Annotated in this window: 10 protein-coding genes and 2 pseudogenes; 1 reads left to right on the top strand and 11 read right to left on the bottom strand. The window is 67.0% G+C overall.

What is annotated here, in order from left to right:
- Window positions 1-7: 7 nt before the first annotated feature.
- The 9 genes and pseudogenes from SM757_RS04205 to SM757_RS04165 all read right to left on the bottom strand — a co-directional run bounded on the left by SM757_RS04205 (window position 8) and on the right by SM757_RS04165 (window position 9,430).
- Window positions 8-818, bottom strand: a pseudogene (locus tag SM757_RS04205) (IS5 family transposase).
- 158 nt (window positions 819-976) lie between these two features.
- Window positions 977-1,273 carry a Dabb family protein gene (locus SM757_RS04200; protein ID WP_322464453.1) on the bottom strand — a complete coding sequence of 99 codons (297 nt, stop codon included), beginning with the start codon at window positions 1,271-1,273 and terminating at the stop codon, window positions 977-979.
- Window positions 1,267-2,709: pseudogene (locus SM757_RS04195) on the bottom strand (aldehyde dehydrogenase (NADP(+))). Before SM757_RS04195 ends, SM757_RS04200 begins: the two are co-directional and overlap by 7 nt.
- 6 nt (window positions 2,710-2,715) lie before the next feature.
- Entirely contained in the window at window positions 2,716-3,192 is a 477-nt protein-coding gene (locus SM757_RS04190; protein ID WP_322464452.1) for a nuclear transport factor 2 family protein, read from the bottom strand.
- 33 nt (window positions 3,193-3,225) lie between these two features.
- Window positions 3,226-3,990 carry an RraA family protein gene (locus SM757_RS04185; RefSeq protein WP_322464451.1) on the bottom strand — a complete coding sequence of 255 codons (765 nt, stop codon included), beginning with the start codon at window positions 3,988-3,990 and terminating at the stop codon, window positions 3,226-3,228.
- 52 nt (window positions 3,991-4,042) lie between these two features.
- Complete coding sequence (locus SM757_RS04180) at window positions 4,043-5,236, bottom strand: L-talarate/galactarate dehydratase (RefSeq protein ID WP_322464450.1); 1,194 nt, start codon at window positions 5,234-5,236, stop codon at window positions 4,043-4,045.
- A 17-nt stretch (window positions 5,237-5,253) separates the two neighbouring features.
- Window positions 5,254-6,237 (bottom strand): Bug family tripartite tricarboxylate transporter substrate binding protein, encoded by a 984-nt coding sequence (locus tag SM757_RS04175; RefSeq protein ID WP_322464449.1) that lies wholly within the window; start codon window positions 6,235-6,237, stop codon window positions 5,254-5,256.
- Window positions 6,238-6,356: 119 nt separating this feature from the next.
- The gene (locus SM757_RS04170; RefSeq protein WP_322464448.1) at window positions 6,357-7,892 is read right to left on the bottom strand and encodes a UxaA family hydrolase; all 1,536 of its coding nucleotides are present in this window, start codon (window positions 7,890-7,892) and stop codon (window positions 6,357-6,359) included.
- Between the two features lie 23 nt (window positions 7,893-7,915).
- Window positions 7,916-9,430, bottom strand: coding sequence for an altronate dehydratase family protein (locus SM757_RS04165; protein ID WP_322464447.1), 1,515 nt, complete (start codon window positions 9,428-9,430; stop codon window positions 7,916-7,918).
- Window positions 9,431-9,680: 250 nt separating this feature from the next.
- Here SM757_RS04165 and SM757_RS04160 point away from each other — a divergent pair, with 250 nt between their 5' ends.
- Window positions 9,681-10,661, top strand: coding sequence for a LacI family DNA-binding transcriptional regulator (locus SM757_RS04160; RefSeq protein WP_322464446.1), 981 nt, complete (start codon window positions 9,681-9,683; stop codon window positions 10,659-10,661).
- Between the two features lie 310 nt (window positions 10,662-10,971).
- On the opposite strand, the gene SM757_RS04155 is transcribed toward SM757_RS04160, so the two are convergent.
- Both SM757_RS04155 and SM757_RS04150 read right to left on the bottom strand, forming a co-directional pair.
- Window positions 10,972-11,760, bottom strand: a complete 789-nt coding sequence (locus SM757_RS04155) for an ABC transporter ATP-binding protein (protein WP_322464483.1) — start codon at window positions 11,758-11,760, stop codon at window positions 10,972-10,974.
- Between the two features lie 17 nt (window positions 11,761-11,777).
- Window positions 11,778-12,629 carry an ABC transporter ATP-binding protein gene (locus tag SM757_RS04150; RefSeq protein WP_322464445.1) on the bottom strand — a complete coding sequence of 284 codons (852 nt, stop codon included), beginning with the start codon at window positions 12,627-12,629 and terminating at the stop codon, window positions 11,778-11,780.
- Between the last annotated feature and the right edge of the window lie 2 nt (window positions 12,630-12,631).

Here is a 12,631-nt window from a genome sequence, read left to right as displayed (position 1 = left end):
TTAGGATTTATCCGTAAATAATGTTGACCTTCAACGGAACCTTGCGAAAGGCAATGATGGCCGCTGCCAAGTGGTTGAGCGCTACGAAGCTGCGCTCAAGCTTTTCGTAGCGTACGAGCAGCTTTCGGAACCGGTTGAACCAGCCATGGCAGGCCTCCACCACCCATCTACGAGCTCTCTTCTTGGGGTCCAGGCGCAAGACGTCGGCTTCCTTGCGGCGGTCCACAACGTGAGGGATGTAGCCGTGTTCCTCGATGATGTTCAGGCACTCGGCGCTGCGGTAGGCAGCATCGGCACACAGGTGTTTGCTGCGGCGTACCGGCGGGGCCTTGCGCTTGACCATGACAGCGCTGAGCACCTCGTCGAGTCGCTTGCCGTCATTGACGTTGGCCCCGGTCACGATGAGGGACAACGGGACGCCACACCCGTCGACCAACAGGTGGCGCTTGCTCCCGTTTTTTCCCCCGATCCGTCGGATTCGGGCCGACAGCTTCTTGTGCCAGGGGCGCCTTCATCATGGCCCCGTCGATGCTTTGCCAGCGCCAAGCGATGCCCTGCATGTCGTCGTACTCGGCAAGGCCGGCACACCACAGCGCCTCGAAAAATCCCGCTTCCTCCCATTCGAGGAAGCGCTTGTGGATGGCGCTGGCGCTGCCGAAGCGTTCCTTGGGCAGCGCCTTCCACTGACAGCCTGTGCGCAGCACGTAGACGATGCCTTCGAACACCTGCCGCGCGGGCTTGGGCGGCCGTCCCGCACCGGGCTTGCGAAGATAAACCTTGTCCGGTGAAGGCAGGCGCTGAGGAACCAACGGCTCCACTCGCTGCCAGAAATCATCCGTCACGTCCCAGGACTCAACCCGCTTGCCCAACCTCGCGCTCCGTCACCGCATCAAGTGCAGCTCGGAGTCATTTTAGCTAATTACGGATAAATCCCTAGTTCCGTCGCGAGGAACTCATGCGTTGCTACCCGAGGAAGTCAGCGCACTGTGTAATCCACCGCTGCCCACTCGAAGTAGGGCTTCAGCTCGGCGATCAGTGCCTGGTGCGCCGGGTGGAACAGGTAGTCGTTGAGCGCCTGCACGTCGTCGAAGGCTGACTCCAGCGCGTAGCCCCAGCAGATGGGCCGATCGAGCTCGTTGGCCGAGAGCTTCCACTCGCGGATGAAGTCGATCTGGTGCACCAGCGTGTCCATCTGCGCCACCAGCCGTTCCTCGAGCACCGGCTGCGCCGGCACGTCCGCCTTGCGGCGGAACAGCACGATGTGCTTCAGCATGGCTGCCCCTTGCGTGCCACCAGCCAGGCCGGCGCGTCCTGCAGCGCCACGGGGCGCAGGAAGCGGTCCATGGCGTCATAGCCCACCGAGGTGGTGAAGGGCTGCGTGGAGGAAGGGAAGGGCCCGCCGTGCTGCTGCGCCGCCGTCACCGCCACGCCCGTGGGCACGCCGGCGAAGAGCACGCGGCCGGCGGTCTGGGCTGCGGCACGCACCAGGCGGCGGTTCTCCGGCGTGTCGGCGTCCGCACCTCACACCGTCACGGTCAACGAGCCGCCCACGGCGCGCAGCACGGCAACAGCTTCGTCATTGGAGCGCACGCGCACGGCCAAGCAAGCCGGGCCGAACACCTCTTCGCGCAGCGCGTGGCTGGTGATGAAGGTGGCCGCGTCTGTGACGGCCAGGAAGGGCTTGGGCGCCGCGTTGGAGGCGTCGGCACAGGCCGGCGACTCCAGCAGCGGCTGCACGCCCTGGGCGGCCGCAAGACGCGCCACACCGGCGTCGAAGTTGCCGCGCATGCCCGGTGTGAGCATGGCGTGCGGCGTCTGCGCCGCCAGTGCCGTGCCCAGCGTGGCCAGGAACGCTTCGCTCTCGGGCGTGTCCCACAGCAGCACGATGCCGGGGCTGGTGCAGAACTGGCCGCAGCCCTGGGCGATGGACGCCGCCAGCGTCTTGGCCAACTCCTCGCCACGCTGCGCGAGCGCCGCGGGCAAGGCCAGCACCGGGTTGATGGAGCCCAGCTCACCGTAGAAGGGAATCGGCACCGGGCGCGCCTGGGCCGCGGCCTCCAGTGCGCGGCCGCCTTGGAAGGAGCCGGTGAAGGCCGCTGCAGCGATGTCGGGGTGCTGCACCAACGCCACGCCCACCGCGCGGCCGGCGCCTTCGACCATGCCAAAGAGGCCCGCGGGCAGCTCCAGCCGCGCGATCACGTCGCGGGCCAGTGCCGCCACGGCGCGGGAGAGCTCCGGGTGGCCGGAATGGGCCTTGACGACCACAGGGCAGCCGGCAGCCAGGACCGAGGCCGTGTCGCCACCCAGTACCGAGAAGGCAAACGGGAAATTGCTGGCCGAGAACATGGCTACCGGGCCCAGCGGCACGCGCACCTTGGCGAGATGCGGGCGGCCTGCCGGCGGCGCGCCGGCCACGGCCGGGTCGTCGGTCAGCGCAAAGGCGGCACCAGCCTCCACCCGCTCGGCGAAGCCGCGCAGCTGAAACGCAGTGCGGTCGAGCTCGCCATTGAGGCGTGCAGCACCCAGCGAGGTCTCGCGGTTGGCCAGCGCCACCAGATCGGCGCGCTGGGCCTCCAGCGCCTCGGCCAGGGTGCGCAGCAACCGCGCGCGGGTGGCGCCGCTGGAAGCAGCCCAGTCGTCGGCCACGGCTGCGGCAGCCGCCACGGCAGCGTCCACGACGTCGGATCGGGTCACGGTTTGATCATTCATGGCGGTTCATTCCCAGCGCAGGTGGTAGCCGCGGCCGGCATAGTCGAAGTCCACCAGCTCGCCCATGCGCGTGCCGTTGACCTCGGGCAGCGACTGCGCGTTGCTCACGGTGGGCGCGGCGTAGTAGGCGCGGATCTCCTTGATCAGCCCCGTGGCGTCGTCGAAGACGTACCACTCGTCGCCGCGCTGGGCGACGCTCTGCTCGCGCTTCCAGTGCGTCCACTCGATGACGGCCTCGTTGGAGTCGTGGCTGCACAGGATCTTCTCGATGGTCCACTGCGAACCCAGGTTCTGCACGCACCAGACCCACTTGCGGCTGATGGTGTCGGCGCTGCGCCAGGGAATCTCCGGCAGCCCGGGCGGGAAGTAGTGCGCCGCGTCGGGCGTGAAGCACGACATGAGCGCGTCGTAGTCGCCAGCGTTGCAGGCGTCGAAGTAGCGGCGGATCAGCGCGGCGCGCGCGTCGGCGGGAGAAATGGCCATAGTCGATGTGTCCTCAACGGGCTTTGGACTGCCTCAGGCAGCTTTGATCGGCGGGCGGCCGGCGGCCACCCAGGCCTTGTGCTGCTCGCGCGTGGCGGGGCTGGGCGGGTACAGGCCCCACAGCGCCTCGCCGGCCTGCACGCGCATCGCCAGGTAGGCTTCCAGGTCGTCCTGCGCCTCGCACAGCTCGGCCATCTCGGCGGCCAGGTGCGCCGGGATGACGGTGATGTTGTCGCCGTCGCCGTGGATCACGTCGCCCGGGTACACCGCCACACCGGCGCAGCCGATGGGCACCTGCAGGTCGGCCACGTGGTGGAAGGACAGCCGCGTCGTGGCCGTGACGCCGGCGCTCCAGATCGGGAAGTTCATCTGGGAGAGCTCCGTGCCGTCGCGGAAAGCGCCGTCGGTGACCACGCCGCGCGCGCCGCGCATCTTCATGCGCGTGATCAGCATGTTGCCCATCGAGGCGGCGCTGGCGTCGCGGTAGCTGTCGATCACGACCACCTCGCCGGGCTTGACCTCTTCCACGCCCACCCACTGCAGGTTGTTGATGTGCGGCTCGGTCGTGAGCGTGGCGTAGGTGTCGATGTCCTCGCGCGCCGGGATGAAACGCATGGTGAAGGCACGGCCGGCGAAGGGCTTGAACGGCGTGTTCAACGGCTTGAGGCCCACCATCACCGGCTGGCGGTAGCCCTTCTTGAAGAGCTGCGTGGTCAGCGAGCCGCTGGTGGCCTTGGCCAGGCGGTCGAGCACATCATCGGGCACGAATATGGGGGCGGGACGGGTCGGGATGCTCATGGAATGACTCCTGCGCAGTAGCGCTCAATGCAATAGATGGTGGTAGTCGGGCTCAGGCGCCCTTGCCAAAGGTCTTGTGGTCGGCGGTCCAGGCCAGGGCCTGCTCGCTCAAGCTGAAGCCCAGGCCGGGCCGGTCAGGCACCCACATGCGGCCGTTCTTGAGCTGCAATTGCTCGTTGAACATGGGGCCCAGCCATTCGAAATGCTCCAGCCAGGGCTCGATCGCGTAGGCCGCGGCCAGGTGCAGGTGGATTTCCATGGCGAAGTGCGGCGCGAGCTTGCGGCCCTTGAATTCACCCAGCGCCATGATCTGCAGGAAGGGCGTGATGCCGCCCACGCGCGGCGCGTCGGGTTGGATGAAGTCGCTGCCCTCGGCCATGATCAGCTGGGCATGTTCGCCGAAGCTGGTGAGCATCTCGCCGGTGGCAATGGCCGTGTCAAAGCGGCTGGCCAGCTGCGCATGCCCTTCGAAGTCGTAGGCGTCCAGCGGCTCCTCGATCCAGGTCAGGTCGAAGCCCTCGAAGGCGCGGCAGGCGCGCGTGGCCTTCTGGCGGTCCCACTGCTGGTTGGCGTCCACCATCAGCGGGAAGTCGTTGCCCAGCAGCTTGCGTACCTCTCCGACTCGTTGGATGTCGATGGCGAGGTCCGGCTGGCCGACTTTGAGCTTGATGCCGCCGATGCCGCTGTTGCGCGAGATCTCGACGTTCTTGAGCACCTGGTCCAGCGGCGTGTGCAAGTAGCCGCCCGAGGTGTTGTAGCACTGCACCGAGTCGCGCTGCGCGCCCAGGAGCTTGGCCAGCGGCAGACCGGCGCGCTTGGCCTTCATGTCCCACAGCGCGATGTCGAAGGGCGCGATGGCCTGCGTGGTCAGCCCGCTGCGACCCATGCTGGCACCGGCCCACAGCAGCTTGGTGAAAAGGCGCGAGGTGTCGTTGGGGTCCTCGCCCAGCAGGTGCTCGGCGAGTTCCTGCGCATGCGCGTACATGCCGGGGCCGCCGGCGCGCTTGGAGTAGCCGAAGCCGATGCCTTCGTGCCCGTCGCGGCTGCGGATCTCGGCAAAGATGAAGGCTATTTCGGTGAGCGGTTTCTGCCGGCCGGTGAGCACCTTGGCGTCGCTCACCGGCGTGGCCAGCGGCAGGTAGACCAGCGACAGCTTGATCGACTCGATGCGGTCGCCGCTGTCGGCGGCGGTGCGGGCGTCGCCCGCGACCTGGGCGTAGGAAACGATGTTGGATTCGACGGCCATGGCGGCTGCTCCTTGAATTATTCGACCTTCAGGCCACCGGCCTGGATGACCTTGGTCCAGCGCACGGTTTCGTCGTGCACGAACCGGGTGTAGTCAGCCGACTTGGACGCTACGACGACAAAGCCGTTGACTTCGAGCTTGGCGCGGTTGGCGGGATCGCTGAAGCCCTTGACCATCGCGGCTTCGAGCTTGTCCACGATGGGTTTCGGCGTGCCCTTGGGCACTGACAAGCCCGTCCACGACACCGCGCTGAAGCCGGGGTAGCCCGACTCGGCCACGGTGGGAACGTCCGGGAACAGCGGGTTGCGCTGCGGGCTCGTGACGGCCAGCGCGCGCAGCTTGCCGGCCTTGACGTGCGGCAGCACCGCATCCTGGTTGACGATCATCAGCGGGATCTGGTTGCCCAGCACGTCCGAGAGCGCTGGCGCGCCGCCCTTGTAGGGAATGCCCACCATGTCCAGCCCGGCGGCCTGCTTCAGGTACTCGGTGGTCAGGTGCCCGGAGGACGCGTTGATCTGGCCATAGCTCACCTTGCCGGGATGAGCCTTCACGTAAGCCACGAACTCCTGGAACGTCTTGGCCGGGAAATTGGGGTTCACCACCAGCACGTTCGGGCCGGCGGCCAGCTGCGAGACGTGGATGAGGTCGCGCTCGGAGTCGTAGCTGGGCTTGGGCGAATTGAAGCCATGGATGATGGCGTTGGAGCCGATGCCTGAGAGCACCAGCGTGTAGCCGTCGGCCGGCGAGCGCACGGCCTCGGCCACGCCGATGGCCCCGCCCGCACCGGCCTTGTTGTCCACGATCACGGTCTGCTTGAGCTGGGCCGCCAGCACGTCGGCAATCAACCGGCCCATTGCGTCGCTGGTGCCGCCAGCGGGGAAGGGCACGATGAGCCGGATCGGCTTGGTGGGCCAAGCCGCTGCATCGCCTTGCGCCTGCGCCGCCAGGGGCAGCGCCACCAGCGCGGCCAGTACACCGGCCAGGAATCTCGAACGCTTCATCATGCTTGTCTCCATGTGGTCGCGGCACAAGGCGGCCGCCAGGCTGTTGCGCAGTCCACCAAGTCCTCAGGGCACTGGCAGCCGCGACGTTTTCGTGATCGATGTGTGAAAAGACGCTTTCAGTCCGTGACGCCGATAGGCCAAGGCACGAACTCGTTGCGCCCAACGCCCAGTGCTTCGCTGCGCGTGGGCTCGCCTGAGGCATGGCGCAGGATCTGCTCGAAGATGCGCTGCCCCATCTCGGCGATCGTGGCCTCACCGTCGATGACGACGCCGCAGTTGATGTCCATGTCCGCAGTCATGCGCACGTACATGGGCGTGTTGCTGGCGAGCTTGACGGTGGGTGCCGGCACCGAGCCGAAGCACGAGCCGCGGCCGGTGGTAAAGCAGATGAGGTTGGCGCCGCCGGCGATCTGGCCGGTGGCCGAGACCGGGTCGTAGCCTGGGGTGTCCATGAACACCAAGCCGTGCTGCGTCACGGGCTCCGCGTAGCGGTACACCTCCATCAGCGGCGCGTTGCCGCCCTTCTTGGCGCCGCCCAGCGACTTCTCCAGCACGTTGGCCAAGCCGCCGGCGTTGTTGCCCGGGCTCACGCGGCCGTTGATCTGCGTGTCGCGGCCCGCGTTGTACTGCAGCCACCAGTCGATGCGCTCCACCAGCTTCTTGCCGACCTCGGGCGTGACGGCGCGGGCGGTCAGCGTGTGCTCGACGCCGAAGATCTCGCTCGTCTCCGACAGGATGGCGGTGCCGCCATGGCGGATCAGGATCTCCATCGCCGCGCCCAGCGCCGGGTTGGCAGACAGGCCAGAGAAGCCGTCGGAGCCGCCGCATTGCAGCCCGACCATGATGTGCTCGGCTGATACTGGCTCGCGCTTCACGGCATTGGCCTCGGGCAGCATCCGCGCCACCATCTCGATGCCGGCTTGAATGGCCTTGCGCGTGCCGCCTGCCTCGCCCACCACCAGCGTGCGCAGCATCGGCCCCGGCTGCAGCCCGGTGGCGGCGAGGAACTCGTCCAGCGCGTTGTGTTCGTTGCCTTGGGCGATCACGAGCGCCCCGGCGGTGTTGGGGTGGCGGATGTAGCCCGAGAGCGTGCGGCGCAGCAGGTCCATCGGCTCGCCGCTGAGCTCCATGCCCGCGCCCTGCTCGTGCACGTAGGGCACGACGCCATCGACGTTGCCAAAGCCTGCCAGCACTTCCTCGTCAAAGGCGTCGGCGACCTTGCGCGCCACGGTGGCCGCGCCATGGCCCACGATGAAGACACCGATGTAGTTGCGCGTGGCCACCCGGCTATCGGCGCGCTTGATGCCTTGGAAGGTCGCGCGCTTCTCGGGCGGCAGCAGCTCGGTGGGCCGGTAGTCCAGGCCGTGGCGGTAGTCCTTCTGCAGCTCGCCGAACGCGATGTTGTGGCTGTGCATCCAGGTGCCGGGCGGCAGGTCCTCCGAGGCGAAGCCGATGATGGTGTTGTACTTCAGGACCGGCTCGCCCTGGGCGATGAAGCGCGCGGCGATCTTGTGGCCGGCGGGCACCGGGTGCAGCGTAACGAGGCCTTCACTGGGCACCTCGGTGCCGGCCGGAACTTCCATGCGGGCAACGACAACGTTGTCAGCGGCATCGAGCCGGATGAAGGGATTGCGCGGGGTGGCGGTGGTCATGCTTGGAACTCCAATCGATTGCTTCAGGCCAGCACCCCAATCGGCCAGGGCACGAACTCGTTCTCGCCCACGCCCAGGTCCTCGGCACAGGTCTTCTCGCCCGACGCGTGGCGCAGCAGCCGCTCGAAGATGGCGCGGCCCATCTCGTCCACCGACGCCGTGCCGTCCACCACCGGCTGGCAGTCCATGTCCAGGTCATCGGCCATTCGCTCGAACAGGGCGCCGTGGCTGGCGAGCTTCACCACCGGCACCATCTGGGAGCCGAACACCGTGCCCTGGCCGGTGGTCATGGCCACCAGCGTGGCGCCGCTGGCGATCTGGCCCGTGACGGCCACCGCCTCCTGCGTTGGCGCATCCATGAATACGAGACCGGAAGCCGTCACCGGGTCGGCGAAGCGGATTACGCCGTCCACCGTGCCGCTGCCGGCGCAGCGCAGGTTGCCGAGGGCCTTCTCAGCCGCCGTGGTTAGGCCGCCGCTGGCGCCGTCGGCGCGCGCGCGCCGGTTGATCTGCGTGTCGCGCCCGGTGGTGTAGGCGTGCCAGGTGTGGGCCCGCTGCGCCAGCTGTTCCGCCACGTCAGGCGTGGCCGCGCGTGCCGTGAAGCCAGGGCCAGCCAGCGCCAGGTCGCTGCTGCCGGCGACGAGGGCCGTGCCGCCATGGCGGCGCAGCAGGTCCACCGCAGCACCCAGCGCGAGGTTGGCGCAGGCGGCGGAAAAGCCGTCCGGGCTGGCGGCATGCAGGCCCACGACCAGCTTGGAAACGGGCACCGTCTCGCGCCGCACGTCGTTGGCCGCGGGCAGCATGGCCTGCACGGCGGCGATGCCGGCATCGATGGTGGCCTGCGTGCCGCCGATGTCTTGCATTACCAGGGTGTGAAGCATCGGTCCCCGCACCAGCTTCTCCTGGTCGAGGAAGCCTTGCAGGTTGTTGCGCTCGCAGCCCAGCGCGATCACCAGCGCGCCTGCGATGTTGGGGTTGCGGATGGTCCCAGCAATCGTGCGGCGCAGCAGGTCCATAGGCTCGCCGGTCATTTCCATGCCGCAGCCGATCTCGTGCACGAAAGGCACGACGCCATCGACGTTGGCAAACGCGGCCAGGCGCTTGGGCGTAAACCAGTCCGCCACCCGCCGTGCGGCCGTGGCACCGCAGTTGCCGACCACGAACACGCCGATGCAGTTGCGCGTGGCCACGCGCCCGTCGGCGCGCACGATGCCCTGGAAAGCCGCCGGCTCGTTCACGGGCGCCAGCGCGGCGGCCACGCTCTTGGCCTCCACATCGCCACCTGCCGTGACGTTGTGGCCGTGCAGCCAGACCCCGGCAAGCGTGTCGGCAGCAGCCACCCCAATGACCGCGTCGCCTAGCCGAACCGCCTCGCCCGCACGCAGCGGACGTGCCGCGAGCTTGTGGCCTGCAGGGACGTCCTGCTGTACCTGGATGCCTTCGTCGGCCAAGGCCATGCCTGCCGCCAAGGGGCGAGCAGCCACCACGGCGTTGTCCTGCGCATGCAAACGGATCGTCATTCGGGTGGGTGTGTTCATGGCAAGACTGATGAATTGCGCTGAAAGCGCTTTCAATACATTTTGAAAAAAATCGGCTTCTCCTGCCGATCAATGTCGAAAGTATATGAAAGCGTTTTCAAAGGTGCAAGACTGATTGGGCGTCCCTGTTGAGGCGGCGGGTATCATTGCGGCGATGGCAGCTACAGGCTGCTGCTTTCATTGCCGTTATCACCTCGTGGCTCGTTCTAATTCCGCAATTGCTGCCTCTCGGCTTCCAGCCAGCACCCGCATGTCCGACGTGGCACGCGAGGCCGGCGTGTCGCTGGCCACGGTGTCGCGGGCCATCAACGAGCCGGAAAAGCTCTCTGCCGAAAAGCTGGCGCTGGTGCGCGCCGCAGTGGAGCGCCTGGGCTACGTGCCCAACTTGAACGCGGGCAGCCTGGCCTCGGCTGGTGGCAAGTCGCGCATCGTGGCGGCCATCGTGCCTACGGTGGCCAACGTGGTGTTCTCCGAGACGGTGGATGCGCTGGCGCAGACGCTGGCGCGCGGCGGCTACCAGTTGCTGCTGGGCCAGACGTCCTACCGCAGCGGCGACGAGGAAGGGCTGGTGGAGGCTTTCCTGGGCCGGCGCGTGGATGGTCTGGTGCTCACCGGCACCACGCAGTCGGCCTCGCTGCGCGCGAAGCTCAAGCGCGCGGGCATTCCAGTGGTGCAGACCTGGGACCTCATGGACAAGCCCATCGACATGCTGGTGGGCTTTTCCAACTTCGAGGTAGGACGTGCGGCAGCCGAGCACCTGATTGCCCGGGGCCACCGGGGCTTGGGCTTCATTGGCGCACAGGAAGAGCGCTCACGCCAGCGCCTGGAGGGCTTCCGGGCTGGGGCAGCCGCGCACGGCGTGGCTGACGTTCAGGCCGAATTGATTCTTCCACCCGTAGACATCGCTGATGCTGGGCCGCGCTTTGCACAGATGGCTAGCCGCTGTCCCGAGCTCAATGCTGTCTTCTGCAACAACGACATGCTGGCCGCAGGCGTGGTTTTCGAATGCCATCAACGCGGTTGGGCCGTGCCGCAGCGCATGGCGGTGCTGGGGCTGGGCGACCTGCCCATCGCGCGTGCGGCATTTCCGCGCCTGAGCACGGTGGAGGTGCGCCGGGGCCAGATTGGCACCCGTGCCGGGCAGATGCTGCTGAGCCGGCTCAGTGGAGAGCGTTCCGGTGCCGACATCGTTGACCTAGGCTTTGAAGTTGTCACGCGTGCGAGCACGTGAAGAGGCATTTCAAGATTGTCCTGTGCCGTTGCTAACGCAACTTGTTTAACATAAATGTTAATGAAGCGATGTTGCCCGGCAGGGGCCGGTATGAGCGTCTTCCTTCGCCGATTACGTTGAGTTTGCAACGTATTTCACATAATGGTAATTGTCATGTCGCCACACATGATGTGCTCTTCTACGGAGCATCAACGACCATTGCACCTGCTGCCCCAGCATTATGGAAGTCGTCTACGCTCTCTCCGTTCGAGCGCTTTTCTGCGGGCAACCTGTAATGCCGGGACTATCCACGGCGGCGAAAGCCCTGCCGTCAATGTGCGGCCATGACGGGCCCCGCTGCCAAACGCCTGTCAGGCTTCTTGCAGGAGCGGCTTGCCTCGACCAGCATCCGGGTATACGGATGCCGGGCCGCATCGCTGCAGACGTCGTCGATCGTGAGCAATTCCAGGATACGACCCTGCTGCATGATGGCCATACGGTCGCATAGATGCGCCACCACGCCAAGGTCGTGGGCCACGAGCAGGTACGTCAGCCCGTCACGCCGGCGTAGCGAGTCAAGCAGGTTCAAGATCTCGGACTGCACCGACACATCCAGCGCTGATGTCGGCTCGTCCAGCAGCAGCACGCTGGGTTCCAGGATCAGGGCTCGCGCAATCGCCACGCGCTGGCGCTGCCCACCCGAGAGCTGATGCGGATAGCGGTAGCGGAAGCTGGCATTCAAGCCGACCTTCTCCAGCATGGCCTCGACGCGCGCCGACTCGTCGCCGATGCCATGAATGCGCAGCGGCTCGGCCAGCGCTGTATGCACGGTGTGGCGTGGATGCAGCGAGCCATAGGGGTCCTGAAACACCATCTGCACCTGCCTGCAGTGCGCCCGGTCGAGCTTGTGGCCCAGCCGGCGCCCTGCAATACCTAACTCGCCCTGCCAGTGCTTGTACTGCCCGGCCAGGCAGCGCAGCACGGTGGTCTTTCCTGACCCCGATTCGCCGACGAGGCCGAAGCACTCGCCGGGCTGGACGGTGAAGCTCACATCGTGCAGCACCCGTGTGGCCTGCGGGCCGTGGCCGAAATCCAGGTTCAGGCCGCGTACGTCGATCATCGTCATGGTGGTCCTTATCAGGCATTCAGCCAGGCAGCGTCGCGCTGCAGCACGGGCAGGGTACGGCGCCGGCAGTCGATACTGGGCAGCGCATCGAGCAGGCCTTGCGTGTAGGGATGCTCGGCGTGGTCCAGGTCGGCCGCGGCGATGGATTCGACGACGCGGCCGGCATACATCACCAGCACCCGATCACAGAAGTGGCGCACCAGGTTCAGGTCGTGGCTGATGAAGATGAGACCCAGGCCACGCTCGCCGATGAGGTCGTCCAGCACCGACAGCACCTGCAGCCGCACCGAGATGTCCAGGGCCGACGTGGGCTCGTCGGCGATGACGATCTCTGGCTTCTGGATCAGCATCATCGCGATCATGATGCGCTGGCCCATGCCGCCCGAGACCTCGTGCGGATAGAGCCGGCAGACCCGCTGCGGCTCGCGGATGCGCACGGCTTCGAGCATGGCCAGCACGCGCTCGTCCGCCTCGCGGCGCGAGGCCTTGTGGTGGGCTCGAAAGGCCTCGGCCACCTGATCGCCCACGCGCATCACCGGGTTCAGCGAGTACTTCGGGTCCTGCATGATCATGGACATGCGCCGCCCGCGGATGCCGCGCATGGTGGATTCCGAGGCGCTGCGCAGGTCTATGCCGTCGAAGCTGAGCCGCTCCGCCTCGATGTGGGCGCTGCGCGGGTGCAGCTTGAGCAGCGTGCGGCCCACGGTCGACTTGCCCGACCCGGACTCGCCCACGATGCCCAGCTTCTCGCGCCCCAGCGTGAACGAGACGCCGCGCACGGCATGGACGGTCGAGCCGCCGGTGGCGAAGCGGATGTTCAGGTCCTCGACCTGCAGCTTCGGCTCATTGATGTTCAGGCTCATTT

The sequence above is a fragment of the Azohydromonas lata genome, from assembly GCF_034427735.1.
In the GTDB taxonomy this organism is placed as follows: Bacteria; Pseudomonadota; Gammaproteobacteria; order Burkholderiales; family Burkholderiaceae_C; genus Azohydromonas; species Azohydromonas lata.
Note: the sequence above shows the minus strand (reverse complement) of the source record. Positions and strands in the feature narration are given on the sequence as shown.

Bases quoted from the DNA above. Each gene is read 5' to 3' on its own strand.
- SM757_RS04200 (WP_322464453.1), bottom strand. From the start codon at position 1,273: ATGCTGAAGCACATCGTGCTGTTCCGCCGCAAGGCGGACGTGCCGGCG.
- SM757_RS04190 (WP_322464452.1), bottom strand. From the start codon at position 3,192: ATGGCCATTTCTCCCGCCGACGCGCGCGCCGCGCTGATCCGCCGCTAC.
- SM757_RS04185 (WP_322464451.1), bottom strand. From the start codon at position 3,990: ATGAGCATCCCGACCCGTCCCGCCCCCATATTCGTGCCCGATGATGTG.
- SM757_RS04180 (WP_322464450.1), bottom strand. From the start codon at position 5,236: ATGGCCGTCGAATCCAACATCGTTTCCTACGCCCAGGTCGCGGGCGAC.
- SM757_RS04175 (WP_322464449.1), bottom strand. From the start codon at position 6,237: ATGAAGCGTTCGAGATTCCTGGCCGGTGTACTGGCCGCGCTGGTGGCG.
- SM757_RS04170 (WP_322464448.1), bottom strand. From the start codon at position 7,892: ATGACCACCGCCACCCCGCGCAATCCCTTCATCCGGCTCGATGCCGCT.
- SM757_RS04165 (WP_322464447.1), bottom strand. From the start codon at position 9,430: ATGAACACACCCACCCGAATGACGATCCGTTTGCATGCGCAGGACAAC.
- SM757_RS04160 (WP_322464446.1), top strand. From the start codon at position 9,681: ATGTCCGACGTGGCACGCGAGGCCGGCGTGTCGCTGGCCACGGTGTCG.
- SM757_RS04155 (WP_322464483.1), bottom strand. From the start codon at position 11,760: ATGATCGACGTACGCGGCCTGAACCTGGATTTCGGCCACGGCCCGCAG.
- SM757_RS04150 (WP_322464445.1), bottom strand. From the start codon at position 12,629: ATGAGCCTGAACATCAATGAGCCGAAGCTGCAGGTCGAGGACCTGAAC.